Below are 25,679 nucleotides of genomic sequence, written 5' to 3'. Positions count from 1 at the left end.
GGAACCAAAAAGGCCCTGCGGGGCCTTTTGTTTTTCTCGCGCCAGCTTACAGCCGCGCGTAGCCGTGCGACTGCGGCCGCTGTACCCAGGGCGGCACCACCAGTTCCGGCGCCGGCATCGCATGCCCGGCGCTGACGAAGCGGTGCAGCGATGACCACGGCCATTCGTGGGGATGGGTGCAGAAGCCGTGCCGGACCGCATCGAGGTGGGTGTAGTCGACCAGGGCCGCGTATTCGTCGTCGTCCCCGACCCGGTAGTGCTGGTAGTGGCGTTCCCAGATCGTGCCATCGGCCGCCTCCGGCACGGTGGACTTGCGCAAGGCTTTGGAAAAGGCGATCTTGACCGCGCGCCAGCGGCTCGAGCAGTCGTGGTCGCCCGGCGGCAAGGTCCACATCGCATGCGCATGGTCCGGCAGGACGATCCACGCATCGACATGGAAGGGCTTGCGCACGCGCGCCAGGCGCATGGCTTCGCCGAAGGCGGAGATATGGTCTGTCAACAAAGTGCTCCCGCGTTGGAGCAGGCGCACCGTGAAAAAAAACGTCCCGCCTGGGACACGGTTGTTGCGGTAATCAATCATAGGCTCCGTCAACGCCTGCCTTGCAAAGGCAGCGGACATCCCGGGCCAGCGGCCCAACGCCAAGGATTTTACACATGGGGTGGACTTGGCTGCGTTCGTTTCCGCTAGTAAAAAACCCCGCTGATGCGGGGTTTTTCTTTTACGAAACAAACACTTACTGATGAGCTCAGGTCGTCAGCGGCTTGTAGCGGATACGCTTCGGCTTGGCGCCTTCTTCACCCAGACGTTTCTTCTTGTCGGCTTCGTATTCCTGGTAGTTACCGTCGAAGAAGGTGACCTGCGAATTGCCTTCGAAGGCCAGGATGTGGGTCGCGATGCGGTCCAGGAACCAGCGGTCGTGCGAGATCACCATCACGCTGCCGGCGAACTCGAGCAGGGCGTCTTCCAGCGCGCGCAGGGTTTCCACGTCGAGGTCGTTCGACGGTTCGTCCAGCAGCAGCACGTTACCGCCCTGCAGCAGGGTCTTGGCCAGGTGCAGGCGGCCGCGTTCGCCGCCCGACAGGTTGCCGACCACCTTCTGCTGGTCCGAGCCCTTGAAGTTGAAGCGGCCGAGATAGGCGCGCGACGGCATCTCGAAGCGGCCCACGCTGAGCATGTCGGCGCCACCGGTGACGTCCTCGAACACGGTCTTGTTGTTGGCCAGTTCGTCGCGGCTCTGGTCCACCAGCGAGACCTTGGCGGTCTTGCCGATCACGACTTCGCCGCTGTCCGGCTGTTCCTTGCCGGCGATCATCTTGAACAGGGTCGACTTACCGGCGCCGTTCGGGCCGATGATGCCGACGATCGCGCCCGGCGGCACGGTGAAGGACAGGTTGTCGATCAGCAGGCGGTCGCCGAAAGCCTTGGAGACGTTCTTGAACTCGATGACTTCGTTGCCCAGGCGCTCGGCCACGGGAATGAAGATCTCCTGGGTCTCGTTGCGCTTCTGGTATTCGTATTCGGAGAGCTCGTTGAAGCGGGCCAGGCGCGCCTTGGACTTGGCCTGGCGTGCCTTCGGGTTCTGGCGCGCCCACTCGAGTTCCTTGGCCAGCGCCTTCTGGCGCGCGGACTCGGTCGCTTCTTCCTGCTTCAGGCGCGCCTGTTTCTGGTCCAGCCAGGACGAGTAATTGCCCTTCCAGGGGATGCCCGAACCGCGGTCCAGTTCCAGGATCCATTCGGCGGCGTTGTCCAGGAAGTAGCGGTCGTGGGTGATGCCCACCACGGTGCCCGGGAAGCGCAGCAGGAATTGCTCCAGCCACTCGACCGATTCGGCGTCCAGGTGGTTGGTCGGTTCGTCCAGCAGCAGCATGTCCGGCTTGGACAGCAGCAGCTTGCACAGCGCCACGCGGCGCTTCTCGCCGCCCGACAGCACGCCGATCTTCTGGTCCCACGGCGGCAGGCGCAGCGCGTCGGCGGCCATTTCCATCTGCAGGTTCAGGTTGCCGCCGTCGGCCGCGGCGATGATCGATTCCAGGCGCTCCTGCTCTTTCGCCAGGGCGTCGAAGTCGGCGTCTTCTTCCGCATAGGCGGCGTACACGGCTTCCAGCTTGGCTTGCGCTTCAAAGGCTTCGCCCAGGCCCGATTCCACTTCCTGGCGCACGGTCTTTTCCGGATCGAGCTGCGGTTCCTGCGGCAGGTAGCCGATGTTCAGGCCCGGCATCGGGCGCGCTTCGCCCTGGATGTCAGTGTCGATGCCGGCCATGATCTTCAGCAGGGTCGACTTGCCCGAGCCGTTCAGGCCCAGCACGCCGATCTTCGCACCCGGGAAGAAGGACAGGGAAATATCTTTCAGGATTTGACGTTTTGGCGGGACGATTTTGCCCACGCGATTCATGGTATAGACGTAATTGGCCATGCTTTAACTCTGGTGTTGTTTAAGGTGCAGAGGATACGACAGAACCCGCGCCCGAGATAGGACTTTCGTCTGTCCGGGCGCGGGGCGGAATCAGCCTGCCTGCGCCGCGCGGCTTGCCGCGCTCCGGTTGCGCCACAGGCCTTCGCCGGCAAACAGCGCCAGCGCGGCCCAGATCATCAGGAAGCCGACCAGGCGGTCGCTGCTGAAGGCTTCATGGAACAGCCACACGCCCAGCAGGAACTGGATGGTCGGCGACAGGTACTGCAGCAGGCCCAGGATCGACAGCGGGATCTTGCGCGCGCCGGTGGCGAACAGCAGCAGCGGGATCGCCGTGATCGGGCCGGCCATGATCAGGAGGATGCGGGTCGCGTCCAGCGGCGCGTTCAGGAAAACGTTGTCGCCGGTCACGGTCAGCCAGCCGACATAGGCGGCCGCGAACGGGAACAGCACCATCGTCTCGAAGGACAGGCCCTCGAGCGCGCCGAGCGCCGCGGTCTTGCGCAGCAGGCCGTAGCCGCCGAAGGACGCGGCCAGGAACAGCGCGATCCAGGGCACCGAGCCCGACTGCCAGGTGAGCCAGCCCACGCCCAGCGCGGCGATCGCGATGGCGCCCCATTGCGCCGGACGCATGCGTTCCTTCAGTATCAGGAACCCGAACATGATGTTGACCAGCGGATTGATGAAGTAGCCGAGGCTGGCCTCGATCACGTGCCCGTTCTTCACCGCCCAGATGTACACCAGCCAGTTGGCCGAGAGCAGGAGGGCCGAGGCGACGAAGCTCCAGAACACGCGCGGCTGGCGTACCAGCGCCAGCCATTTCCACTGGCGCCGGAAGCCCAGCACCAGGAGGAGAAAAGCGAGCGACCACAGCACCCGATGCGCCAGGATCTGCACCGGCGGCACGTCGCCCAGCGCATGGAAATAAATAGGGAACAGGCCCCAGGCCAGGAAGGCGAGGGCGGCAGACAGGATACCGGAGCGCATGGGAGAGGAGGGCGATTGCTGGGGTGACATTATCCCTGATGCGCAATTTCTCTGCTGGCGCAAACGGTTTTTTAGCGGGTGTACTATCAATACGAAATCTTCTTGCAATTTTCTTGCTGTTATTTTATGGTGCGCTGCACCAATAACAAACCATGGTGCAAACTTGAGTACCGAAAACAAGAAGAGCAGCGTCGCGGCGCTGACGCTGGCCGCCATCGGCATCGTCTACGGCGACATCGGCACCAGCCCTCTCTACACCCTGCGCGCGATCTTCCACCACGAGCACGGCCTTCCCCTCAACACCCCCAACATCCTCGGCGTCATTTCCCTGATCTTCTGGAGCCTGACGGTCATCGTCTCGCTCAAGTACGTCACGCTGGTGCTGCGCGCCGACAACCGCGGCGAAGGCGGCATCATGGCCTTGATGGCCCTGGCCACCAATTCCGTCACCCGCGCCTCGCGCTGGCATTTCCCGCTGCTGGTGATCGGCGTGGTCGGCGCCACCATGTTCTACGGCGACAGCGTGATCACGCCCGCGATCTCGGTGCTGGGCGCGATCGAGGGCCTGGAAGTGGCGGCGCCTGGCATGTCGCACTACGTGGTGCCGCTGGCGGTGGTGGTGCTGGTGCTTCTCTACAGCGTGCAGCGCCACGGCACCGCCGGCATCGGCCGCTTCTTCGGGCCGGTCATGCTGGTCTGGTTCGTCACGCTGGCCGTCCTGGGCGTCATCAACATCATCCAGACGCCGGTGATCCTGAATGCGCTCAACCCCTATTACGCGCTGCACTTCATGCTCGAGAACAAGCTGCTGGCCTTCGTCGCGCTGGGCGCGGTGGTGCTGGCGATCACCGGGGCCGAGGCGCTGTATGCCGACATGGGCCACTTCGGCCGCAAGCCGATCCGCCTGGCCTGGTTCGCGATCGCCTACCCGGCGCTGGTGCTGAACTACCTGGGCCAGGGCGGCCTGTTGATCGGGGACCCGAGCGCGGTCGAAAATCCCTTCTTCCACCAGCTCGGCACCTGGAGCGTGATCCCGCTGGTGATCCTGTCGACCATGGCGGCCGTGATCGCCTCGCAGGCCACGATCTCCGGCACCTATTCGATGACCAAGCAGGCGATCGCGCTGGGCTTGCTGCCGCGCATGCGCATCCTGCACACCTCGGAAAGCGAGATCGGCCAGATCTACATCCCGGCGGTGAACTGGCTGCAGCTGGCGATCGTCCTGATCGCCGTGATCGGCTTCGGTTCCTCGGACGAGCTGGCCGGCGCCTACGGCATCGCCGTGACCGCGACCATGATGGCGACCACCATCCTCACCTTCTTCGTCACCCGCTACCGCTGGCGGCTGCCGCTGGTGGTGTGCCTGGGCGCGACCGGCTTCTTCCTGGTCATCGATGTCCTGCTGTTCTCGTCGACCACGCTCAAGCTGTTCCACGGCGGCTGGTTCCCGCTGCTGCTCGGCACCGTCCTGCTGACCCTGATGCTGACCTGGAAGCGCGGCCGCGAACTGGTGTTCGAGAACCTGGGAAAGCACGCGATCCCGCTCGACGCCTTCATGGAGTCGCTGTTCGTGGCGCCGCCGGCGCGCGTGCCCGGCACCGCGCTGTTCCTGCGCGGCGAAAGCGACGGCGTGCCGCATGCGCTGCTGCACAACCTGTCGCACAACAAGGTCCTGCACGAACGCGTGGTCTTCCTCACGGTGCACATGCGCGAAGTGCCCTGGGTGGCGGCGGAAGAACAGGTCGAGGTGGTGGAACTCGGCCACAACTGCTTCCAGCTCAACGTCCAGTACGGCTTCAAGGACGAGCCGGACATTCCCGGCATCCTGCGCCAGTGCGGCGGATTGGGCTTGAACTTCGAGATGATGGAGACCTCGTTCTTCATCGCGCGCCAGACCGTGGTCTCGACGCCGGGAGGCGGCATGGCCCCGTGGCGCGAGCACCTGTTCGTGATGTTGTCGCGCAATGCGCGCGCCGCGGCCGACTATTACCAGATTCCACCCAACCGGGTCATCGAGCTCGGCACCCAGGTGGAAATCTAGGCGAGTAGTTCATTACAGAAAAATACAAAAGGCGGACAGTCGGGGACAGACGCCCATGGAGGGCTGGGGTAAGGTGCGGAGTTTCGCTGCATAAACTTTCCGCACTTTCGTACCCGAGGATCCGCCCCATGAAACTGAAGTTCCCCCTGATCGCCGCCTTCGTCGCCATCCTGAGCCTGACCGCCTGCGGCGGTGGCGGCGGCGATTCCAGCCCGCCGGCTGTCAACCCGAACAACCCGACCGCCCTGGTCAAGACCGACAACGTCCTGGGCACCGGCGCCGAGGCCGTCAACGGCAAGACCGCCACCGTGACCTATACCTTGTGGCTGTACAGCGCCGGCGCCGCCGACCACAAGGGCGTCCAGCTCGAATCGAACAGCTTCTCCTTCCTGCTGGGCTCGACCAACGTCATCCCCGGCTTCCAGCAGGGTGTGCTCGGCATGAAGGTGGGCGGCAAGCGTACCATCGAGGTGCCGGCCAGCCTGGCCTATGGCGAGCGCGGTTCCGATCGCATTCCGCCCAACAATGGCCTGGTCTTCGAGATCAGCCTGACCAAGATCGAATAAAACAAGGGCATGCAAGGACCGGGGCGCTGCCCCGGTTTTTTTTCGCGCGCACGCCTGAGCTGGCGCACAGGCCGGGTCCGCTTCATGCCCGAAGCTGCTGATCCCGACCAGCCTCCCGTGCATCATGCGAGCCTTTCTTTTCCTCGTCTTCCTCTTCTGTTCCCCGCTCGCCGGCGCCGCAGCCCCCACCGTGCCTCCAGCCTGCACGGTACTGCCCGCGCCACAAGGCGAGCCGGATGGCTGGTTATTGCTGGCGGGACTGATCGTGTGCATGGCGGGAAGGCTGGCGGCGCACAGGCACGGCTGAGTAGCTATTACGCTACTCAGCCGGAGCATGAAACGCGTGCTTGAAACTGCCTGAGGAAATGAGATTTTGGACATTGATCTATCTCAAACCTGCTGGCTCGGCTATTCGAGATGCTGAAAGTCCCCTTCACTCAAGCATCAAAGGTACGTCATGCGTCATTCCCTGCTCGCCCTCCTGCTGTCCTCCTCGCTCGCCGCTCCGCTCACCGCGCACAGCCAGCCTTTCTACAAAATGACGTTTCTCCCTCGCGACACCACACCCCACGCGATCGATGCCAACGGGCGCATCGTGGGCGTCGGGGCCGATGGGCGCGGTTTCCTGTGGGCGCGCGGCGTGATCACGCGCTTGGGCACGCTCGGCGGCGCCGGCAGCACGGCGTCGGCCATCGGCGCCAACGCCCAGGTCGCCGGTTCCTCGGAGGCGAAGAACGGGGTGTCCCACGCCTTCGTGTTCCAGGGCGGCGCGCTGCGCGACCTCGGCATGCTGAACGGCCGGCCGAGCTTCGGCACGGCCATCAATGCAAGCGGCCAGGTGGCCGGCTACGCCCTGGACCGCAACGGCAACGACCGTGCTTTCGTGGTCTCCGGCGGCAAGATGAGCGCGATCGGCAGCCTCGGCAGCGGCGTCGCACGCGCAACCGGGATCAACGGCGCCGGCACGGTGGTCGGCATGTCCTTCCTGCGCGGTTTCACGGCCCAGCACGCCTTCACGTACGCGAAAGGCGTGATGAAGGACCTCGGCACGCTCGGCGGCCCCACCAGCACGGCCGCGGCCATCAACGAGCGCGGCGAGGTGGCCGGCATGAGCTTCGTCAACGACGACGTCCAACACGCCTTCCTGTACCGCGGCGGCGCCATGGTCGACATCGGCTCGCTCGGCGGTCCCTACACCGACGCGCGGGCCCTGAACAATGCCGGGATGGTGGTCGGCTACTCGACCCAGGCGAACCACGTGCCCGGCGCGAGTTTCTCGCACGCCTTCCTGTACCGCGACGGCGTGATGCATGACCTGAACGACCTGGTCGCCAAGCGCGGCATCTGGACGGTGCTCGATGCGGTCGGCATCAACGACGCCCAGCAGATCGCGGCTTATGCCTGCACCCTGTACGGCGAATGCCGCGCGGTGCTGCTCGAGCTCTGATCCCTCCGCCATCGGGAGGCGCCGCTGCGCCGGCGCTTCCCGTGCCCGCCTGAGCTAGCGCAGAGTCTCCATTCATGCATGCCTCAAGCTTGTTCTTCCGATAAGGCCAAGAGGCGATCATGATTGGAAAAATTTTTCGTGGATGCTTGCTGGCAATGCTGGCCTGCCCGTTCGTGGCGCTGGCGGAACCGATCTACTCGATGTCCTTCCTGCCGGCGGGCTTCGATGGCAGGGCCATGAACGGCGCCGGCCATATTGTCGGCAACAGCAGTGCGGGCGCGGGCATCTGGAACGGCAGTGCGCTCATCGATCTCGGACTCGGGCCGGACAGCTACGCCTACGCGATCAACAACCGTGGTGATGTCGCCGGCTCCCTGTACGGAGAGTATGGCCGGCCCTTCCTCCATACCTCCGGCCTGGTGCGGCATGCTGGGCCCGAGCTCGACGAATTCCAGGCCGGGCGCGCCAACGCTCTCAACGACCTGGGCCAGGTGGCCGGCGAATACGCCACCCTCGGAGGCGGCGGGCATGCCTGGGTCGATGCGAATGGCAGCGTACGCATGCTCGGCACCTTGAGCGGCATGCCGACCTGGTCGGTCGCGGCGGCGATCAACAAGCGCGGACAGGTCGTGGGCGGCTCGACCTACGCAGGGGCCCAGGACCGCTGGACCGGACACGCCTTCCTGTACCAGGACGGAACCATGGTCGACCTCGGCACTCTCGGAGGCTGGGACAGCTTTGCCAACGACATCAACGATGCCGGCCAGGTCGTCGGCTGGACCACGGACGAAACGCAAGACCGGCTGCCTTTCATCTACGCCGACGGCGCCATGCGCCTGCTGGGCCGCTACGACTACTATGCCGGAGGCGAAGCCATTGCCATCAACAACGCGGGGATGGTAGTCGGCTGGACGCAGTCCGGTGTGGGCGAGCCGAAGGACGCGTTTCTCTACACCGGCGGCGATCTGATCAGCCTGGATCGGCTGGTCGAGGGCGCGGACGGCTGGAGGATCGTCGAAGCCTACGACATCAACGACGCCCGGCAGATCCTCGGCAAGGCCTGCCGGGACGACGAGTGCCTGTCGGTGCGGCTCGACCTGGTCTCCGCGGTGCCCGAGCCGGGCAGCTATGCGCTGCTGACGGCCGGGCTGGTCCTGCTGGCGGGGCGGCGCAGGACGGGCAGGCGCGACAGCCTGCGCTTTTCCCAGCCTGCTTAACGCAGCATGTCGATGTGCATGATGCCGTCCTCGTCATACGGCGCCGAGACGGTCTCGAAGCCGAAGCCCTGGTAGAACTTTTCCAGGTATTGCTGGGCCCCGATGCGGATGCGGTGGCCTGGATACAGCGCTTCGGCCCGCGCGATGCCTTCCGCCAGCAGGGCGCGGCCGGCGCCGCTGCCGCGCGCGGCCTTGGTCGTGATGACGCGGCCAAGCGACATCTCCGGGTACTTCACGCCCGGGCCCAGCACGCGCAGGTAGGCGGCCAGCCGGCGCTCGCCGTCGACCGTGCGCCAGCCCAGCAGGTGGTGCGCCACCGGGTCGAGGCCGTCGATGTCGGGGTAGAGGCAGGTCTGCTCGAGGATGAACACGTCCTGGCGCTGGGCCAGCACCTCGTACAGCGCGGCGGGACTGAGGTCGTTGAAATGGGAGAACTGCCAGTCGATCATGGGATAAGTCGGGATGGTGAGGGGCCGCGCGGCGGGGTGCTCACGCGGCGGTTTCGAAACCTTCGAGGACGTTGACGGTGCCGGCGCCGCCTTCGAACACGAAGATGGTGGGCAGGCCGAGATGGGCGATGCGCTCGCCGATGCGCAGCAGGTCGCCCCCCTGCAGTCCGAAGCCGGGTGCGGGACCGCCCAGCGAGACCACCAGGGCCTCGGGCCGGAACATCGCCAGCTTGACGCTGGCCGTTTCCAGCGCCGCGAACCAAGAAGCGCTGCCGCAATCCGGGGCCAGCGGCAGGTTCATGTTGGCCCCCAGCCCCGCGCCCGCGCCCTGTTCGCCGGCATGGCCGGCATAGAAGGGGTAGGCCTGGCGCGGGTCGAGGTGGATCGACACGAACAGCACCTCGGCGCGCGCATAGAAGATGTCCTGGGTGCCGTGGCCGTGGTGGCGGGCGATGTCGAGGATCGCCACCCGTCCCAGGCCGTCGTCCAGCAGGTGCTGGGCCGCCAGCGCGGCATTGTTCAGGAAGCAACCGCCGCCGAAGCCCTCGGCGCGCGCATGCTGGCCTGCCGGCCGCGTCAGCGCGAAGCTGGCGCGCTCGCCCAGGCGCAGCGCGTGCGCGGCATTGATGGCGCAGTCGGCGCCCAGCCTGGCCGCGCTCCAGCTGCCTTCCGTGATGGGCGTGCGGGCGTCGGACGCGAACAGGCCGAGGCGGGCAAACAAGTCCTCCGGCTCCGGCTCGCCCGGCGCGCCGCGCGGCGGCCACAGGGCCGGCAGCAGCGGCTTGCCGGCATCGGCGCTCGCGTCAAAGGTGCTCCATGCGTTCCACGCCGTGCGCAGGAAGTGCAGGTAGCGCGGCGTGTGCACGCGCTCGAGCGAGACCAGCGGCACGCCGTGCGGGGTGACGATGCGGCCCAGGCCGCGCCGCTCGAGTTCCGCCAGCGTCAGCGCGACCGCGTCAGGCTGCTCGTCCCACGGCGCCGGCTCGGCGCAGGCGCCTTGCCGGGCGTGGTGTTCGTTGTAGAACGTGAGCATGCGCGGGATGATATCGGCCTTGGAGCGCTTTTACTGGTTGCTGCACAGTTTGCTGCTGTTGTAGGCGGCGACGAAATCGTCGAAGCTGCCGCTGTCCTGCTGTTCGATCGCGGCCTGTTCGTCCAGCGACTTGCGGGCCAGTTCGTCGAACAGGGCTTCCTCGGCCGGCATCAAGGGGCTGTCCTTGAAGCTCGCGGCGTGCAGCTCGCTCTGGCGCAGGCCGAAGGCGGTGGCCGAGCCGAGGCTGCGGATCTCTTCCAGCACCCGCGCCGACGGGGTCAGCGCCGGGTTGATGATCTTGGCCTTCTGCAGGTTGAGCGAAGACTCGTGCACGTTGCCGTCGTTGTGCTGGTCGTCGAGCAGCTGCGCCACCGGGCGGATGCGCTCGACGAGTTCCAGCGCCCAGTCCTTGAGCGGCACTTCGATGCCGTCGCGGGTGAGCGTCAAGGCCGGGTCGCGGCCTTCCTTGACGGTGCGGGCGAAGTTGCGCGCATGGACCTGGCCTTCGTGGGCGCTGATCAGGGGGCTCTCTTCGAAGGCGCAGAACAGCAGGAAGGCGTCGAGGAAGCGGCCGGTTTCCAGGCTGATGCCGACCGGCTCGAACGGGTCGACGTCGAGGCAGCGCACCTCGATGTACTGCACCCCGCGGTTGCACAGCGCCTGCACCGGACGCTCGCCGGTGCGGATCACGCGTTTCGGGCGGATCGTCGAGTAATACTCGTTCTCGATCTGCAGCACGTTGGTCGACAGCTGGATCCATTCGCCATCGCGCTTGGTGCCGAGCGCCGCATACGGTTCATAGGGCGTGTTCACGGCCGCCATCAGGCTGGTGACGTAGCTCTCCAGGCTGTTCTCGTGCGGGCGCAGGCCGGACTGGGCGTCGTTCTGGTAACCCAGGTCGCTCATGCGCAGGCTGGTCGCGTAGGGCAGGTAGAGGGTGTCGTCGGACAGCGTTTCCAGCTTGTGCGGGCGGCCGCGCAGGAAGCTGGTGCTCAGGGCCGGGGTGGCGCCGAACAGGTACATCAAGAGCCAGCTGTAGCGCCGGAAGTTGCGGATCATCGCGATGTAGCTCTCGGACTGGAAGTCGCGCAGCGCATGGCGGCGTTCTTCCGCGATGCCTTCGCTGGCGGCCACCAGCTGCCACAGCTTTTCCGGCAGCGAGTAGTTGTAATGGATGCCCGCGATGCACTGCATCGCCTTCCCGTAGCGCAGCGCCAGGCCGCGCCGGTAGACGTGCTTGAGCATGCCGATGTTCGACTTGCCGTACCAGGCGATCTCGATGTCTTGTTCCGGCGGCAGTTCGCCCGGCATCGAGACGCTCCACAGCATCTCGCCCTTCAGGCGCGCATGCGCGAAGCGGTGGATGGCGTCCAGGTGGTTCAGTACCACCGAGATGTCGTGCTCGGCCGGCGTGATGAACTCCAGCAGGGCTTCGGCGTAGTCGGTGGTGATCTGCGGATGGGTCAGTGCCGAACCGAGCTCGACCGGATGCGGGGTGCGCGCCAGGTGGCCGCCGTGGTCGACGCGCAGGGTTTCGCGTTCGATGCCGCGCAGGCCCTGTCCGAGCAGGGCGCGGTGCTCATCGTCGTCGAGCAGGGCCAGGCGGCGCTGGAGTTGGTTCGGCTCTGGTTGCATACCCACGGGTGTTTCCTTTCTTGTACTACCAATTCGATTGGAGCAGAGAGTAACCGAAAAACGCGGAAAGCGTCGGCGACCGCCTCATTCTTTGGGGGAGCCGGGGACAGGGGTAGGCGACGGCGGTTTCGCTGTTTCCGGCGCCTTCGCCGGCGCCTGTTCGGCCGCGATCCAGCGCTCGACCTGGCGCTGCAGTTCGTCCAGCGGCAGGGCGCCGCTGCCCAGCACCGTATCGTGGAAGCGCCGCAGGTCGAAACGCCGCCCCAGCACGCCGGCGGCGCGCTCGCGCAGCGCGGCGATGCGCATTTGGCCGATCTTGTAGCCGAGCGCCTGCGCCGGCTGGGCGATGATGCGCTCGACTTCCGCCTCGTTGTCGAGCGGCGGATTGGCGGTGTGGGCGTTCAGGTAGTCGAGCGCGCCCTTGCGCGACCAGCCAAGCAGGTGGATGCCGGTGTCCACCACCAGGCGCGCCGCGCGCAGCATCTCTTCGTTCAGGTGGCCGAAACGCGAGAACGGGTCCTGGAAGAAGCCCAGTTCCGGGCCGAGGCCCTCGGCATAGGTGGCCCAGCCTTCGCCGAAGGCCTGGTACCAGCCGTGGCGGCGGAAGGCCGGCAACGCGAGCTCCTGGGCGCGCGCCACCTGCAGGTGGTGGCCCGGCAGCGCCTCGTGCAGGGCCACGCTGTCGACCTGCCACACCGGCCGCTGGCCGGGCTGCGCCACGTTCACCACCAGCGCGGCGCTGCGGCTTGCGTTGCCGCCTTCGTAATAGGCGAGCGGCTGGCCCGGGCCTTCCGCGGACATCGGCTTGACCGCGATGCCGGCCTCCGGCACCGTCGTCACGACCTGGGGCAGCTTGGCGCTGGCGCGCGCCACCGCCTTGCGGTAGCGCGCCAGCAGGGCTTCCTGGTCCTGGAAGAACAGGCGCCGGTCGGTGCGTGCGAAGCTCAGGAACTGCGCCAGGTTGCCGCGAAAACCGGTGCGCGGCACCAGCGCGGCCATCTCGGCGCGCAGGCGCGCGACTTCGCGCAGGCCGATCGCGTGCACCTGGGCCGGCGTGAGGCGGGTGGTGGTGGCATGGCGCACCAGGAAGGCGTACCAGTCGGCGCCGCCCGGCAGGCTGGACGCGCCGATGGTCTCGCGCGCCGCCGGCAAGTACTCCAGGCGCACGAACTCCTCCAGCCGGTGCAGGGCCTGGGCGGCATTCGCCAGCGCCGAGATGCCGTCCACCAGCAGCTTTTCCCTTGCCTCCGGCTCGATCGTCGCGGGAATGCGCAGGAAAGGTGCGAACAGGGCGCCGGTGGCGATCTCCTCGTGCAGCGCGTGCAGGGCCGCCGGGACCGGCGCCATCACGGATTTCGGCTGGGTCCAGCCGGCGTGCATGGCGGCGCGCAGCTGCTCGACCAGGCCGTCCACGTGCGCGGGCAGGGCCGCGAGGCGCGCCAGGTAATTGCGGTAGTCAGGTTCGCTGGTGAAGGGCATCGCGGCGACCAGGCGGGGCAGGCGCACATGCAGGCCGTCGACGCCGTTGAGCGCTTGCGGATCGAAGGGCGTGAAGGCATTGGCCGCCAGGCGCTGTTCGCGCTGGGCGATGAACAGGTCGTAGGAGAGCCGGTCCTGGTCGGCGAGTTTGGCGCGGTCGAGCTGGCGTACTTCCTGCAAGACCTGGCGCGTGTGCTCGACGGCCGCGGCGCGTGCGGCCAGGCTGGTGTCGCTCAGGGTGGCGTCGAATCGGTGTTCGCCGATGGCGGTCGCGAACTCGGGCTGCTGGCGCAGCTGCCACTGCCATTCGCGCTCGAACAGCAGGCGCGCGGCGTCGGTCGTCGTGTCGGCGGCGCCGCAGACGAAGGGAGCGAGCAGGACGATCGAGACGAACAGTTTGCGCATGCCGGGCCCAAGGTGTGGGCTGGTCATTTTAGCAAGATCGGTCCCGGCGGCGCGCCCGTCAGGATAGGCGGCCGCCGCTGACACGCTCGATGCCGGCCAGGTCGCGCCAGCTTTGTACGTCAAGGAAACCGCGCGCCGCCAGCAGGGCGCGCACGGCCCCGGCCTGGTCGTAGCCATGCTCGAGCAGCAGCCAGCCGCCCGCTTCCAGGTGCTCGGGGGCACCCTCGACGATGTTGCGCAGGGCCGACAGGCCGTCGGCGTGGTCGGTGAGCGCGCCGACGGGTTCGAAGCGCAGGTCGCCCTGCGACAGGTGCGCGTCGCCGGCGGCGATATAGGGTGGGTTGGAGGCGATCAGTTCGAAGCGTTCCCCTTGCACGCCGGCGAACCAGTCGCTGCGCAGGAAGCGCACCTGCGCGCCATTGGCCGCGGCGTTGGCGCGCGCGATGGCGAGCGCGTCTTCGCTGAGGTCGAGCGCGGTGACGCTGGCATCGCGGCGCGAGTGGGCGCAGGCCACGGCGATGGCGCCGCTGCCGGTGCCCATGTCGAGCAGGCGGCCGCGCGGCGGCAGGCGCTCGAGGCTGAGCTCGACGATCAGTTCGGTATCGGGGCGCGGGATCAGGACACCCGGGCCGACCCGGAAGGACAGGCCGAAGAATTCGCGTTCGCCGACGATGTAAGCGATCGGTTCGCCGGCCAGGCGCCGCCGCACCAGCGCGCCGAGACGCGCCGCTTCATCCTCATCCAGTGTGCGTTCGGACTGGGTGATCAGGGCCACGCGCGACATCCCCAGCGCGTGGCACAGCAGGATGCGGTTTTCGAGCGGGTCGAGCGGCAGGGCGGCCAGCAGCTGGCGGATGGTCGTCCCGGCCTGGATGGCGTGCGTCATGCGCGCTTCTTGCGCAGCAGGACGAAGGCCAGCAGCACGGTCAGCACCACGAACCAGATCGCCGACCACTGCGGGATCGCCAGGCCCATGATGCCGTCGGTGGCGCCTGCGCACAGGCCGTCGGCGCGGAACAGCCAGGGCAGGTATTCGGCGGTGGGGATCTTGTTGAGGAAGGTCTCCATCGGGTCGATGCCGCAGCTGAAGCCCGGGTTGGCGATCACGTACAGGTGCTTGCCGACCGTATACAGGCCGCCCAGCGCCGCCAGCAGCGCCAGCACCGTGCCTTCGCGCACCTTCCCGCTGATGGCTCCCACCAGGCTGGCCACGCCGACGCCCAGGAACATGTAGCGCTGGATCACGCACAGCGGACAAGGCAGCATGTCGTGGACGTGCTGCAGGTAGAGGGCGACGCCGATCAGGGCGAAGCAGATCGAGGAGATGGCGAACAGGATCTGGCGGTTGGAGGGCAGCATCATGGTTGTTATAGGTGTTGTACGAAGACGGGGCAATTCTCGCATGAAGCCCGAATGGCTACTTTATTCTTTGCTTAACCGTAGGGTGGGCGGGTCTTCCCGCCCACGCGGTGATAGTTAGCGGCAAGATCATCCCGCACGAGAGCGGGGCAGACAACTATCACCGCGCGGACGGCGAAGCCGTCCACCCTACAACATCAGTCGCCGAGGGCGGCCAGCAGCTCTGCCTGGTGCTCGGCCGACAGCGCATTGGTCAGTTCCAGCAGGTCGCCGTCCATGATGAAGTCCAGCTTGTACAAGGTCAGGTTGATGCGGTGGTCGGTCAGGCGGCCCTGCGGGAAGTTGTAGGTGCGGATCCGCTCGCTGCGGTCGCCCGAACCGATCAGGCTCTTGCGGGTGGCCGCCTCCTTCGATTGCTGCTCGCGCAGCTGCACGTCCTTGATGCGCGCCGCCAGCACCTTCAGCGCCTGCGCCTTGTTCTTGTGCTGGCTGCGGTCGTCCTGGCACTCCACCACGATGCCGGTGGGCAGGTGGGTGATGCGCACCGCGGAGTCGGTCTTGTTGATGTGCTGGCCGCCGGCGCCCGAGGCCCGGTAGGTGTCGATGCGCAGGTCGGCCGGGTTGATGTTCACGTCCTCGACCTCGTCGGCTTCCGGCATCACGGCGACCGTGCAGGCCGAGGTGTGGATGCGGCCTTGCGTCTCGGTGGCGGGCACGCGCTGCACGCGGTGGCCGCCCGATTCGAACTTCAGCTTCGAATACACGCCGTTGCCGATGATGCGCACGATGACTTCGCGGTAGCCGCCCAGGTCCGAGGGCGATTCCGACACCAGCTCGACCTGCCAGCGGTTGCGCTCCGCGAAGCGGGTGTACATGCGCAGCAGGTCGCCGGCGAACAGGGCCGATTCGTCGCCGCCGGTGCCGGCGCGGATCTCGAGGAAGATGTTGCGCTCGTCGTTTTCGTCCTTCGGCAGCAGCATTTTTTGGAGATCAAGCTCCAGGGCGGCCAGGCGTGCTTTGGCTTCTTCGATTTCTTCCTGGGCGAAGTCCTTCATCTCCGGGTCCTGCGCCATCTCCTGCGCGGCCGCGATGTCGTCCTGCGCCGCGCCGTACTGGCGGTACAGGGCGACCAGCGGCGAGAGCTCGGCGTGCTCGCGGGTCATCTTGCGGTAGCTGTCCATGTTGGCGGTGGCGCCTTCGGACATCAGGAGTTCGTCCAGTTCGACGAGTCGGTTGGCCAGTTGGTCCAGCTTGGCCAGCATGGATGGTTTCATGGGTGTTCGTATAGTCTGGGTAGCCGCGGGGCGGCCGGGACGCGCTTCCAGCGAAGCGCACGACGAAAGAAAAGGGAAGGGCCGCTAACGGCGGCCGCGGTACAGCTGGGGCAGCAGGCTGGCGAGGCGGGCGCGCTCGTCGCCCTGGGCATGGTGCAGCGCCTGCTGCGGGCCGTGCAGGAACTTGGCGGTCAGGCCCTTGGACAGCGCCTCTAACACGGCCTCGGGGTCGTCGCCGCGCGCCAGCAGCTTGCGTGCGCGTTCGAGTTCGGCCAGGCGCAGCGCCTCGCTCGACTCGTGCAGGTCGCGGATCACCGGCACCATGGCGCGGTCGCCGATCCAGTGCATGAAGGACTGCACGCGCGTTTCGATAATGGCTTCGGCCTGGGCCACGGCGGCCTGGCGGCTCTCGATGCCGGTCTGGACCACCTGGGCCAGGTCGTCCACGGTGTACAGGAACACGTCGTCCAGGCGCGCGACTTCGGGTTCGATGTCGCGCGGCACCGCCAGGTCGACCATGAACACCGGACGGTGGCGGCGCGCCTTGACCGCGCGTTCGACCATGCCGAGGCCGATCAGGGGCAGGGTCGAGGCGGTGCAGGAGATCACGATGTCGAAGCCGTGCAGGCGCTCGGGCAGCTCGGCCAGGCGGATCGCTTCGCCGTTGTAGCGGGTGGCGAGAAGCTGGCCGCGCTCCATGCTGCGGTTGGCGATGGTGACGGACTTCGGGTTGTGCGCGGCGAAGTGGGCGGCGCACAGTTCGATCATTTCGCCGGCGCCGATGAACAGCACGTGCTGGTCGGCGATGCTGTCGAAGATGCGCTGCGACAGGCGCACCGCGGCGGCCGCCATCGATACGCTGTGGGCGCCGATCTCGGTGGTGCTGCGCACTTCCTTGGCTACGGCAAAGCTGCGCTGGAACAGCTGGTGCAGGTAGGTGCCCAGGCCGCCGGCTTGCTCGGCGGTGCGCACCGCGTCTTTCATCTGGCCGAGGATCTGCGGCTCGCCCAGCACCATGGAATCGAGCCCCGAGGCGACGCGGAAGGCGTGGCGCACCGCGCTGTCTTGCGGCAGCATGTAGAGGTGCGGGCGCAGTTCGGCGAAGTTCAGCGCGTGATAGTGGGCCAGGAACTGGGCCGAGGCGTCGAGCGGATTGGCGATGTCGCTGGCCGCATACATCTCGGTGCGGTTGCAGGTCGACAGGATGGCCGCTTCGTTGCCGCCGCCTGCCCCGCCGTGCGCCCCCTGGCGCGCGAACCAGCCGCGCGCCGCCTGCACCGCCCGGCCGAGCTGGTCGGGCGCAAGCGCCAGCTGCTCGCGCAGCGAGACCGGGGCGGTCGTGTGGTTCAGGCCAACGGCAAGCAGTTGCATGGTGGGGCGGGGGTGAACGGGTGTGCGCTCATTATACCCTTACGCGAGCAGGGTTTCAGCGGGCCGCCGGGGCCGCCCGACCGTGTTAGCGCAAGGCTAACAAGGACTCAGGCGCCCAGTTTTTCCAGACGGTAGCCATAGCTGTAGACCGGCACCAGGCGGAAGCCGTTTTCCGGGCGCAGGCTGAGCTTGTTGCGCACGCGCGAGACGTGGGTGTCCATGGTGCGCGAAGGCACGTCGGTATCGCGCACCCAGACCGATTCGTGGATGTAGGCGCGCGACAGCGGGCGGCCAATGTTACGGAAGAACAGCAGCGCCAGCGAGAATTCCTTCTGGGTCACGTCGATGATCGAACCGTCCTTGAGCAGGCGCCCCGGGCGGGTCTCGAAAGTGAAGGGACCGAACTGCAGCTGCTCGGCGCTGTTCTGCGACGGATAGGCGCGGCGCAGCAGGGCCGAGACGCGCGCCACCAGCTCGCCGCGGCGCAGCGGCTTGACCAGGTAGTCGTCGGCGCCCGCAGTGACGCCGGCGATGATGTCGTCCTCGGCATTGTTACCGACCAGGAAAATGACCGGTGCGCTGGCCGCCATCTTTTCCTTGGCGCGGCGCAGCACTTCGGCGCCGTCGAGGTCGGGGACGTTCCAGTCCATGACCAGCATGTCCGCATTTTCCTTGCGCAGTTGCGCGAGGCATTCCTTGGCGCTGTCGTACGGCTGGCAGCTATGGCCGGCGGCGGTCAGCACCTGGCAAATGAGTTCTGCCTGGCTGCGGTCTTGTTCGAGAACGGCAATCTTCATGGGACATCTACTGGTCAGGTTAGCCTTGTAGGAAGGCTCCTACAAGGGTTAAACCGAATATAGCAGACTTTCACAAAATAGCGCTACAGCAAAATGAGGTATTTTTTTCAGGAAATGCGGTTCTGTTGTGTTCAGGAGAACACGGGCCCCGCGATACACTTGTCAGTACGAAGTAACCGGGGGACGATATGTTGTTTCGACGCAAAAAGAAGGATGTCGTCGCGGCTGAAGCGCCAGCCACGCCGGTGAGCGGGGCCGAGATCGAGGTGGTGCGCGAGCGCTGCCGCGAGATGGTACGCAAGCGCGCCCTGGTCTCGGCCGGAGTGGCGGCGGTGCCCTTGCCGGGCGTGGACGTGCTGTCGGACCTGAGCACCTTTACCTTGCTGGTGGAAGAGGTCAACAAGGAGTTCGGCCTGAGCCAGCAGCAGATCGAGCGCCTGCATCCACGCCTGCGGGTCCTGGCTTACCAGGCCGCGGCCTCGGTCGGCGGCATGCTGGTCGGGAAACTGGTGACCAAGCGGTTGGTGCTGGTGCTGTTCAAGCGCGCCGGGGTGAGGATCGCGGCCAAGACGGTGGCCAAGGTGGTGCCGCTGGCGGGACAGGTGGCATCGGCGGCGATCGGCTTCGCGCTGTTTCGCAAGATGGGCTACCAGCACGTGGACGCCTGCGCCAAGGTGGCGCGCGAACTGCAGAAACTGCGCGCAATCGATGCGGGAACGGCACAGGTGGATAAACAAATGCCCGCTTGAGCGGGCATTTGTTTATCGGGGTGGGGATTCGCTTACGCGTCCGGCAGCACCACGTTCACGTCGAGCACTTCCAGGTTGCCCTGGCGGTCGAGCGAGATCTTGATGTCGTCGGCGCTGACCTTGGTGTATTTCGAGATGACCTCGATCAGCTCGCGGTGCAGGGCGGGCAAGAAGTCCGGACCGGTGACACTGCTGCGCTCGCGGGCGATGATGATCTGCAAGCGTTCCTTGGCGGCTGACGCGCTCTTCTTTTTCTCCGGGAACAGAAAGTTGAGAAGTGCCATATCACTTGGCTCCAAAAATGCGCTGGAACAGGCCCGGCTTTTCGTAGGTGGTGAAACGCAGTGGACGCTCTTCGCCCAGGAAGCGGGCGATCACGTCCTCGTAGGCATCGGCCACGTCGGTGCCCTTGAAATGGATCGCCGGGTTGCCCTGGTTCGAGGCGTGCAGCACCGATTCCGATTCCGGAATGATGCCGATCAAGGGAATGCGCAGGATTTCCTGCACGTCCTGGTAGGACAGCATTTCGTCGGCTTCCACGCGCTTCGGCGAGTAGCGGGTGATCAGGAGGTGCTCCTTGACCGGCTCCGAACCGCTCTGGGCGCGGCGCGACTTGGCTTGCAGGATGCCGAGGATGCGGTCGGAGTCGCGCACCGAGGACACTTCCGGATTGGTGACGATGATCGCCTCGTCCGCGAAGGTCAGCGCCATCAGCGCGCCGTGCTCGATGCCGGCGGGCGAATCGCAGATGATGAACTCGAAGCCCATCTTGACCAGCTCGTTCAGCACGCGCTCGACGCCTTCTTCGCTCAGCGCTTCCTTGTCGCGCGTCTGCGAGGCCGGCAGGATGAACAGGTTGTCGGTGTGCTTGTCCTTGATCAGCGCCTGGTTCAGGGTCGCCTCGCCGTTGATCACGTTGATCAGGTCGTAGACCACGCGGCGTTCGCAACCCATGATCAGGTCGAGGTTGCGCAGGCCGACGTCGAAGTCGATGACCGCGGTCTTGTGGCCGCGCAGGGCCAGGCCGCTGGAAAAACTTGCGCTCGAAGTGGTTTTGCCCACACCGCCCTTGCCGGACGTCACAACAATAATTCTTGCCACAAAAAGGTCCTTTACAGTTCTAGCAGTATCTGCGGTCGAAGGGTTTATGCGCGGGATGCCGGCGCCAGCGACGAGATCGCCAGCCGGTCGCCGACCAGCTTGATCTGCGCCGGCTGGCGCGTCAGGTCATTCGGGAAGCCGTCGTCGAAGGTGCGGTACACGCCCGCGATCGATACCAGTTCCGGCTGCATCGACAGGGCGAAGATGCGCGCCTCCGGATTGCCGGATGCGCCCGCCAGTGCGCGGCCGTTCAGGGCCGCGTACACGTGGATGCTGCCGTCGGCGATGATCTCCGCGCCATTGTTGACGACCGCGGTGATGATCAGGTCGGTGCCGCGCGCGTAGACGCGCTGGCCGGCGCGCACCGGGGTGTCGATGATCATCGCGGGAATCAAAGCCGGGGCGGGGGCGGGCGCCGGCGGCGCGGCCGCCGGGGCCGTCTCGGGCTCGGGTTCGGGCGCGGTTGCCGGCGCGGCCGGCGCTTCCTTCTCCGGCGCACGCACGCCGCTCGAGCCGTCGTCCAGCGACAGGCCGTGGGCGCGGATCGCCTCCGCCATCTCCGGTCCGGCGCCGCGCACGGCCACCGCATTGAGCCGGTATTTCTTTAGCAGCGCCACCAGGGCCGGCCAGTCGATGACGGGTGCCTCGTGGGCGATGGCGGCGATGTCGATCACCGCGAACTCGTCCTCGAAGAAATCCGAGACCCCGCCGGTCATCTGGTTCAGTGCCGCGTCGATCGTGACCGGGTCGGCCGAATGCAGGATCGTCGAAATGGCGACAACCGTGGAGATCTTGATTTCGATGGGCAGCGAGGATGGGGTCTTCAGCATAAAACGGTCTGGTTGGCGTTGCGCTCGTGCATTCTACTGTGAAATTTGACCGAAAGGACATTTGCGTACGCATGATTCCTAGTAGAAATGGGTGTTGCCACGACCAGTCGATGCACGTTCAAAAATAAGTAAGCAAGAACGTGACAGCCTGTCATCGTGCGGTTGTAATCGGTGAATAAGCTGATAAGATTGATTTCGCTTAAACATGGGCATTGCGCAAACCGTAAGATGCATGGTTCTTAACAATCCCGGCCAGACCGGAACTAGGGAGAGCAACATGGAAGACGTCGTCATCGTGGCCGCCGGCCGCACGCCAGTCGGTAAATTCGGCGGCACGCTGGCCAAGATACCTGCCGCCGAGCTCGGCGCGCACGTGATTCGCCAACTGCTGGCCAAGACCGGCATCGATCCCGCCTCGGTCAGCGAGGTGATCATGGGCCAGGTCCTCACCGCCGGCGCCGGCCAGAACCCGGCCCGCCAGGCCGTCATCAAGGGCGGGCTGCCCGACATGGTGCCGGCCCAGACCATCAACATGGTGTGCGGCAGCGGCCTGAAGGCCACCCACCTCGCGGCCCAGGCCATCAAGTGCGGCGACGCCCAGATCGTCATCGCCGGCGGCCAGGAAAACATGAGCGCCTCGCCGCACGTGCTCAACGGCTCGCGCGACGGTTTCCGCATGGGCGACGCCAAGCTGGTCGACACCATGATCGTCGACGGCCTGTGGGACGTGTACAACCAGTACCACATGGGCGTGACCGCCGAGAACGTGGCGCGCAAGTACGAGGTGTCGCGCGCCGAGCAGGATGAATTCGCGCTGCAGTCGCAGCTCAAGGCCGAAGCGGCCCAGAAGGAAGGCAAGTTCAAGGACGAGATCATCCCCGTCGAGATCCCGTCCAAGAAAGGCCCGACCGTCTTCGACACCGACGAATACCCGAAGCACGGCTCGACGCTCGAAGCGCTGAGCAGCCTGCGTCCGGCCTTCAACAAGGAAGGCACGGTCACCGCCGGCAACGCCTCCGGCATCAACGACGGCGCCGCGGCCGTCATCATGATGAGCGCCTCGAAGGCGAAAGAGCTGGGCTTGACCCCGCTGGCGCGCATCAAGGCCTACGCCTCGGCCGGCCTGGATCCGTCGATCATGGGCATGGGCCCGGTCTCGGCCACCCAGCTGTGCCTGCAGAAGGCCGGCTGGACCCATGAAGACGTCGACCTGATGGAAATCAACGAGGCCTTCGCGGCCCAGGCCATCGCGGTCAACAAGGAAATGGGCTGGGATACGTCGAAGATCAACGTGAACGGCGGCGCGATCGCGCTGGGCCACCCGATCGGCGCCTCGGGCTGCCGCGTGCTGGTCACCCTGCTGCACGAGATGGTGCGCCGCGACGCCAAGCGCGGGCTGGCCAGCCTGTGCATCGGCGGCGGCATGGGCGTGGCGCTGGCGGTCGAGCGCGATTAAGAAAGCTTGTGTCCGGGCAGCCCGGCGCGGCTGCCCGGTTCGCAGGAAGTGATTGACTATAAAACTGGAGAAGACAATGGCACGAGTAGCATTGGTGACGGGCGGCATGGGCGGTCTGGGCGAAGCGGTGTGCATCAAGCTGGCAGCTTTGGGTTATAAGGTCGTCACTACGTATTCGCCGGGGAACACGAAGGCGGAAAGCTGGCTGAGCCAGATGAAAGAGCAGGGCTACGACTTCAAGGCCTATCCCTGCGACGTGTCGGACTACGATTCGGCCCAGGCCTGCGTGCGCCAGGTCGAGCAGGAAGTCGGCCCGGTCGACGTGCTGGTGAACAACGCCGGCATCACGCGCGACATGACCTTCAAGAAGATGGACAAGCCGAACTGGGATGCGGTCATGAAGACCAACCTGGATTCCGTGTTCAACATGACCAAGCCGGTCTGCGACGGCATGGTCGAGCGCGGCTGGGGCCGGATCATCAACATCTCGTCGGTGAACGGCCAGAAGGGCGCCTTCGGCCAGACCAACTATTCGGCGGCCAAGGCCGGCATGCACGGTTTTACTAAGGCCCTGGCCCTGGAAGTGGCGCGCAAGGGCGTGACCGTCAACACCATCTCGCCGGGCTACATTGGCACCAAGATGGTGATGGACATCCCGAGCGAAGTGCTGGAAAGCAAGATCATCCCGCAGATTCCGATGGGCCGCCTGGGCAAGCCGGAAGAAGTCGCCGGCCTGGTTGCTTACCTGTCGTCGGAAGAGGCGGCCTTCGTGACTGGCGCCAACATTGCCATCAATGGTGGGCAGCACATGCAGTGATTATCGACCAAGCGCGTAGACAAGACGCTTGAGTTGCAAAAGCTGGCCTGGACGAGTAATCGTCCGGGCCATTTTTTTTAGCAGACTGTCCTCGTCAAGCTGCCTGCTTATCTTCGGGAGTCGACTTAGTCACATCTTGGGCAACTTGACCGTTATGCAGGACGATCACACGCTCTGCCATTTGGATCGTTTCTGGACGGTGCGCGACGATAATTCGGGTAAGTGGAATCTTCTGGATGGCTGCGTTGACAGCCTGTTCATTCCACACGTCCAAGTGGCTGGTCGCTTCGTCAAGCACCAAGATTTTCGGGTTCTTGTACAGTGCACGTGCCAAAAGGACGCGCTGCTGCTGTCCGCCCGACAGGCCGGTGCCGATATCGCCGACCAGGGTGTTGAAGGCCATCGGCATGGTAGAGATCTCAGGCTCGATGGCGGCTAGTTCAGCGCACACATGGACGCGTTGCATGTCGATCAGGGGATCGAAAAAACTAATGTTGTCTGAGATCGATCCGGCAAACAATGTATCATCCTGCATCACCGTGCCTAGCAGTCGGCGATAGTTCGACAGGCCGAGTGTACCCAAGGGTACTCCCCCGATGCGAATTTCACCTCCGGTTGGTACGAGCAGGCCCAGCAGCAATTTCATCAATGTCGTCTTCCCGCAGCCAGAAGGTCCAGTAATTGCCACACATTGCCCAGCGGGGATGCTCAGGTTGAGTTCACGGATGACTTCGGGCTCGCTGTCGGAATAACGGAAACTCAGGTTTTTGATCTCGATTGAAGGCATGATCTGGTTTGCGTCGACTTCGACGACGTCATCGTCCGGTTCTGCTTCGGCCAGCACGATATCGGCCACGCGCTCGCCATGCAAGCGCATCATCCGTAATTCGAACAGTTTGTCGATCAGACTGGCCATTCGCTGGCTAAACTGATCCTTGTAGCTAATAAATGCAAATACCATTCCGACCGAGAATTCATTACTGAGCACGGAGAGGGCTGCAAGCCAGATCACGATCACGCGCTCCCCATTGAATAGCAGGGTATTGGATGTCTGGTACGAGACGGCCAGCCTCGCGATACGCAACTGAGCGTTGAACTCGTCGGTCAGCGAGTTTATCCAGGCTGAACGACGCTCTTCGCTGCGCCCGAACAGGCGAATACTTTGCATACCGCGCACAGTTTCCATGAAGTGGCTTTGCTGTTTCGCGGTATGGATGATCTCTTCGGCGTTCGCATCGCGCAGTGGGCGGAACATTGCCAAACGCAGTAGCGCGTACAACAGTACTGCAACGCAGGCCACTGCAGCCAACTTGGGGCTATATAGCAGCATCATGATCAGGGTGCCCAGCACCAGTACACCGTCGATGATGCCTTCGACAAACTGTGTCGTTAGGCTCGTCTGAATCTGCTGGATTGAACCGAAGCGTGAGACGATGTCGCCGGTATGGCGCTTCTCGAAGTAGGGCAATGGTAGCTTTATTAGATGGGCAAAGGCGTTGCCCAGCCATTGTAGGTTCAGGCTGGTGGCTAGCACGGTGGTAACCCATGAGCGGACGGCGCCGATTGTGGTCTGAAGCAGTACCAGGAGCAAGAAGCCGCAGCCAAGCACCTTGATCAGGTCGCGGTCCGACGCCAGCAGGGCTTCGTCGACAATCCACTGCATATAGAAGGGCGCGATCAGGGCGCAGATCTGAAGGGCCAGACCGAGCGCCAGCACTTGGAGCAAGCTGCGGCGCAGACCGACCACATTTCCCATCAACGAGAACAGAGAAAATTGCTGACGTTCTTCCTTGGCCTCGAACTGTGCACTCGGTGTCAGCTCGAGCGCGATACCGGTAAAGTGCTTGGCAAATTCTTCGAGTGGCATACGCCGTTCGCCGATACTTGGATCATGTACGACGACATGCTTTGCCGAGACTGACTTGAGCACGACAAAGTGGTTCAGGTCCCAGTGCGTTACACAGGGTAACTTCAATTCAGGCAAGTGCTGAAGGTCCAACTTGAGCGGGCGGGTCTGCAGGGACAGGCCGTTTGCCATCGCCATCATGCCCTTCAGGTTAACGCCCTTCATCGATACCGAGAAGCGGCGACGCATGCTTGGAATATCTATTCGATGGCCCCAATAACTGGCGACCATTGCCAAGCATGCCAAGCCACATTCTGCCCCTTCGGTCTGCAGCATAACGGGTAGCCTACGGCGGTTCAAGAACGTGAGCTGGGAAAGAATGGGAAATAGCATAATTTAACTATTATCA

General features: G+C 65.1%; 23 protein-coding genes. 7 read left to right on the top strand and 16 right to left on the bottom strand.

Translation table 11 applies throughout. The features are described 5' to 3' along the window. Positions 1-46: 46 nt before the first annotated feature. The 3 genes from ACK4S9_RS14350 to rarD form a co-directional block, all read right to left on the bottom strand. Positions 47-580 (bottom strand): REP-associated tyrosine transposase, encoded by a 534-nt coding sequence (locus ACK4S9_RS14350; RefSeq protein WP_409726675.1) that lies wholly within the window; start codon positions 578-580, stop codon positions 47-49. Positions 581-746: 166 nt separating this feature from the next. After that, a complete protein-coding gene (gene ettA, locus ACK4S9_RS14345; protein ID WP_409726673.1) occupies positions 747-2,414 on the bottom strand; it encodes an energy-dependent translational throttle protein EttA in 1,668 nt (555 codons plus the stop codon). A 90-nt stretch (positions 2,415-2,504) separates the two neighbouring features. Further along, positions 2,505-3,398, bottom strand: a complete 894-nt coding sequence (gene rarD, locus ACK4S9_RS14340; protein ID WP_409726671.1) for an EamA family transporter RarD — start codon at positions 3,396-3,398, stop codon at positions 2,505-2,507. 163 nt (positions 3,399-3,561) lie between these two features. Here rarD and ACK4S9_RS14335 point away from each other — a divergent pair, with 163 nt between their 5' ends. The 4 genes from ACK4S9_RS14335 to ACK4S9_RS14320 all read left to right on the top strand — a co-directional run bounded on the left by ACK4S9_RS14335 (position 3,562) and on the right by ACK4S9_RS14320 (position 8,669). Continuing rightward, entirely contained in the window at positions 3,562-5,439 is a 1,878-nt protein-coding gene (locus tag ACK4S9_RS14335) for a potassium transporter Kup (RefSeq protein ID WP_409726669.1), read from the top strand. 128 nt (positions 5,440-5,567) lie between these two features. Then, entirely contained in the window at positions 5,568-6,005 is a 438-nt protein-coding gene (locus ACK4S9_RS14330; protein WP_409726667.1) for an FKBP-type peptidyl-prolyl cis-trans isomerase, read from the top strand. 457 nt (positions 6,006-6,462) lie between these two features. Beyond that, a complete protein-coding gene (locus ACK4S9_RS14325) occupies positions 6,463-7,452 on the top strand; it encodes a hypothetical protein (RefSeq protein ID WP_409726665.1) in 990 nt (329 codons plus the stop codon). A 155-nt stretch (positions 7,453-7,607) separates the two neighbouring features. Next, complete coding sequence (locus ACK4S9_RS14320; protein ID WP_409726663.1) at positions 7,608-8,669, top strand: DUF3466 family protein; 1,062 nt, start codon at positions 7,608-7,610, stop codon at positions 8,667-8,669. Here the strand turns inward: ACK4S9_RS14320 and ACK4S9_RS14315 are convergent. The 9 genes from ACK4S9_RS14315 to ACK4S9_RS14275 form a co-directional block, all read right to left on the bottom strand. Further along, entirely contained in the window at positions 8,666-9,118 is a 453-nt protein-coding gene (locus ACK4S9_RS14315) for a GNAT family N-acetyltransferase (protein ID WP_409726661.1), read from the bottom strand. The two genes, ACK4S9_RS14320 and ACK4S9_RS14315, sit on opposite strands and share 4 nt — an antisense overlap. Before the next feature lie 40 nt (positions 9,119-9,158). Continuing rightward, on the bottom strand, positions 9,159-10,151 hold the full coding sequence (locus ACK4S9_RS14310; RefSeq protein ID WP_409726659.1) for a histone deacetylase family protein: 993 nt from the start codon (positions 10,149-10,151) through the stop codon (positions 9,159-9,161). Positions 10,152-10,181: 30 nt separating this feature from the next. Then, entirely contained in the window at positions 10,182-11,786 is a 1,605-nt protein-coding gene (gene gshA / locus ACK4S9_RS14305; RefSeq protein WP_409726740.1) for a glutamate--cysteine ligase, read from the bottom strand. A gap of 84 nt (positions 11,787-11,870) precedes the next feature. Beyond that, entirely contained in the window at positions 11,871-13,670 is a 1,800-nt protein-coding gene (locus ACK4S9_RS14300; RefSeq protein WP_409726657.1) for a DUF885 domain-containing protein, read from the bottom strand. Positions 13,671-13,728: 58 nt separating this feature from the next. Beyond that, positions 13,729-14,556 carry a peptide chain release factor N(5)-glutamine methyltransferase gene (gene prmC, locus ACK4S9_RS14295; RefSeq protein WP_409726655.1) on the bottom strand — a complete coding sequence of 276 codons (828 nt, stop codon included), beginning with the start codon at positions 14,554-14,556 and terminating at the stop codon, positions 13,729-13,731. Further along, positions 14,553-15,026, bottom strand: a complete 474-nt coding sequence (locus ACK4S9_RS14290) for a disulfide bond formation protein B (RefSeq protein ID WP_409726738.1) — start codon at positions 15,024-15,026, stop codon at positions 14,553-14,555. Before ACK4S9_RS14290 ends, prmC begins: the two co-directional genes overlap by 4 nt. Before the next feature lie 200 nt (positions 15,027-15,226). Continuing rightward, a complete protein-coding gene (gene prfA / locus ACK4S9_RS14285; RefSeq protein WP_409726653.1) occupies positions 15,227-16,303 on the bottom strand; it encodes a peptide chain release factor 1 in 1,077 nt (358 codons plus the stop codon). An 84-nt stretch (positions 16,304-16,387) separates the two neighbouring features. Further along, positions 16,388-17,674 carry a glutamyl-tRNA reductase gene (gene hemA / locus ACK4S9_RS14280; protein WP_409726651.1) on the bottom strand — a complete coding sequence of 429 codons (1,287 nt, stop codon included), beginning with the start codon at positions 17,672-17,674 and terminating at the stop codon, positions 16,388-16,390. 107 nt (positions 17,675-17,781) lie between these two features. Beyond that, entirely contained in the window at positions 17,782-18,471 is a 690-nt protein-coding gene (locus ACK4S9_RS14275; RefSeq protein WP_409726649.1) for a response regulator transcription factor, read from the bottom strand. Positions 18,472-18,659: 188 nt separating this feature from the next. Between ACK4S9_RS14275 and ACK4S9_RS14270 the strand changes: the two genes are divergently transcribed. Next, entirely contained in the window at positions 18,660-19,220 is a 561-nt protein-coding gene (locus ACK4S9_RS14270) for a hypothetical protein (protein ID WP_409726647.1), read from the top strand. Between the two features lie 32 nt (positions 19,221-19,252). Here the strand turns inward: ACK4S9_RS14270 and minE are convergent, their stop codons facing one another. The 3 genes from minE to minC are packed head-to-tail and all read right to left on the bottom strand — an operon-like array spanning position 19,253 to position 21,151. Next, positions 19,253-19,504 (bottom strand): cell division topological specificity factor MinE, encoded by a 252-nt coding sequence (gene minE / locus ACK4S9_RS14265; protein ID WP_027864594.1) that lies wholly within the window; start codon positions 19,502-19,504, stop codon positions 19,253-19,255. 1 nt (position 19,505) lies between these two features. Continuing rightward, positions 19,506-20,321: a septum site-determining protein MinD gene (minD, locus tag ACK4S9_RS14260; RefSeq protein WP_409726645.1), complete on the bottom strand. Its 816-nt coding sequence runs from the start codon at positions 20,319-20,321 to the stop codon at positions 19,506-19,508. Positions 20,322-20,365: 44 nt separating this feature from the next. Next, positions 20,366-21,151, bottom strand: a complete 786-nt coding sequence (gene minC / locus ACK4S9_RS14255; protein WP_409726643.1) for a septum site-determining protein MinC — start codon at positions 21,149-21,151, stop codon at positions 20,366-20,368. A gap of 277 nt (positions 21,152-21,428) precedes the next feature. Between minC and ACK4S9_RS14250 the strand changes: the two genes are divergently transcribed. Continuing rightward, entirely contained in the window at positions 21,429-22,607 is a 1,179-nt protein-coding gene (locus ACK4S9_RS14250) for an acetyl-CoA C-acetyltransferase (RefSeq protein ID WP_409726641.1), read from the top strand. A gap of 76 nt (positions 22,608-22,683) precedes the next feature. After that, a complete protein-coding gene (locus tag ACK4S9_RS14245; RefSeq protein WP_409726639.1) occupies positions 22,684-23,424 on the top strand; it encodes a beta-ketoacyl-ACP reductase in 741 nt (246 codons plus the stop codon). Between the two features lie 94 nt (positions 23,425-23,518). Here the strand turns inward: ACK4S9_RS14245 and ACK4S9_RS14240 are convergent, their stop codons facing one another. Beyond that, positions 23,519-25,606 (bottom strand): peptidase domain-containing ABC transporter, encoded by a 2,088-nt coding sequence (locus ACK4S9_RS14240; protein WP_409726637.1) that lies wholly within the window; start codon positions 25,604-25,606, stop codon positions 23,519-23,521. Positions 25,607-25,679: the final 73 nt, after the last annotated feature.

It is taken from the genome of Massilia sp. (assembly GCF_046293535.1).
Taxonomy (GTDB): Bacteria; Pseudomonadota; Gammaproteobacteria; order Burkholderiales; family Burkholderiaceae_D; genus Telluria.
Note: the sequence above shows the minus strand (reverse complement) of the source record. Positions and strands in the feature narration are given on the sequence as shown.

Bases quoted from the DNA above. Each gene is read 5' to 3' on its own strand.
- gshA (WP_409726740.1), bottom strand. From the start codon at position 11,786: ATGCAACCAGAGCCGAACCAACTCCAGCGCCGCCTGGCCCTGCTCGAC.
- ACK4S9_RS14320 (WP_409726663.1), top strand. From the start codon at position 7,608: ATGCTGGCCTGCCCGTTCGTGGCGCTGGCGGAACCGATCTACTCGATG.
- prfA (WP_409726653.1), bottom strand. From the start codon at position 16,303: ATGAAACCATCCATGCTGGCCAAGCTGGACCAACTGGCCAACCGACTC.
- ACK4S9_RS14315 (WP_409726661.1), bottom strand. From the start codon at position 9,118: ATGATCGACTGGCAGTTCTCCCATTTCAACGACCTCAGTCCCGCCGCG.
- rarD (WP_409726671.1), bottom strand. From the start codon at position 3,398: ATGCGCTCCGGTATCCTGTCTGCCGCCCTCGCCTTCCTGGCCTGGGGC.
- ACK4S9_RS14275 (WP_409726649.1), bottom strand. From the start codon at position 18,471: ATGAAGATTGCCGTTCTCGAACAAGACCGCAGCCAGGCAGAACTCATT.
- minE (WP_027864594.1), bottom strand. From the start codon at position 19,504: ATGGCACTTCTCAACTTTCTGTTCCCGGAGAAAAAGAAGAGCGCGTCA.
- ACK4S9_RS14250 (WP_409726641.1), top strand. From the start codon at position 21,429: ATGGAAGACGTCGTCATCGTGGCCGCCGGCCGCACGCCAGTCGGTAAA.
- ACK4S9_RS14325 (WP_409726665.1), top strand. From the start codon at position 6,463: ATGCGTCATTCCCTGCTCGCCCTCCTGCTGTCCTCCTCGCTCGCCGCT.
- ACK4S9_RS14245 (WP_409726639.1), top strand. From the start codon at position 22,684: ATGGCACGAGTAGCATTGGTGACGGGCGGCATGGGCGGTCTGGGCGAA.
- ACK4S9_RS14240 (WP_409726637.1), bottom strand. From the start codon at position 25,606: ATGCTGCAGACCGAAGGGGCAGAATGTGGCTTGGCATGCTTGGCAATG.
- ACK4S9_RS14310 (WP_409726659.1), bottom strand. From the start codon at position 10,151: ATGCTCACGTTCTACAACGAACACCACGCCCGGCAAGGCGCCTGCGCC.
- prmC (WP_409726655.1), bottom strand. From the start codon at position 14,556: ATGACGCACGCCATCCAGGCCGGGACGACCATCCGCCAGCTGCTGGCC.
- ACK4S9_RS14270 (WP_409726647.1), top strand. From the start codon at position 18,660: ATGTTGTTTCGACGCAAAAAGAAGGATGTCGTCGCGGCTGAAGCGCCA.
- hemA (WP_409726651.1), bottom strand. From the start codon at position 17,674: ATGCAACTGCTTGCCGTTGGCCTGAACCACACGACCGCCCCGGTCTCG.
- ACK4S9_RS14330 (WP_409726667.1), top strand. From the start codon at position 5,568: ATGAAACTGAAGTTCCCCCTGATCGCCGCCTTCGTCGCCATCCTGAGC.
- ettA (WP_409726673.1), bottom strand. From the start codon at position 2,414: ATGGCCAATTACGTCTATACCATGAATCGCGTGGGCAAAATCGTCCCG.
- ACK4S9_RS14300 (WP_409726657.1), bottom strand. From the start codon at position 13,670: ATGCGCAAACTGTTCGTCTCGATCGTCCTGCTCGCTCCCTTCGTCTGC.
- minC (WP_409726643.1), bottom strand. From the start codon at position 21,151: ATGCTGAAGACCCCATCCTCGCTGCCCATCGAAATCAAGATCTCCACG.
- ACK4S9_RS14350 (WP_409726675.1), bottom strand. From the start codon at position 580: ATGATTGATTACCGCAACAACCGTGTCCCAGGCGGGACGTTTTTTTTC.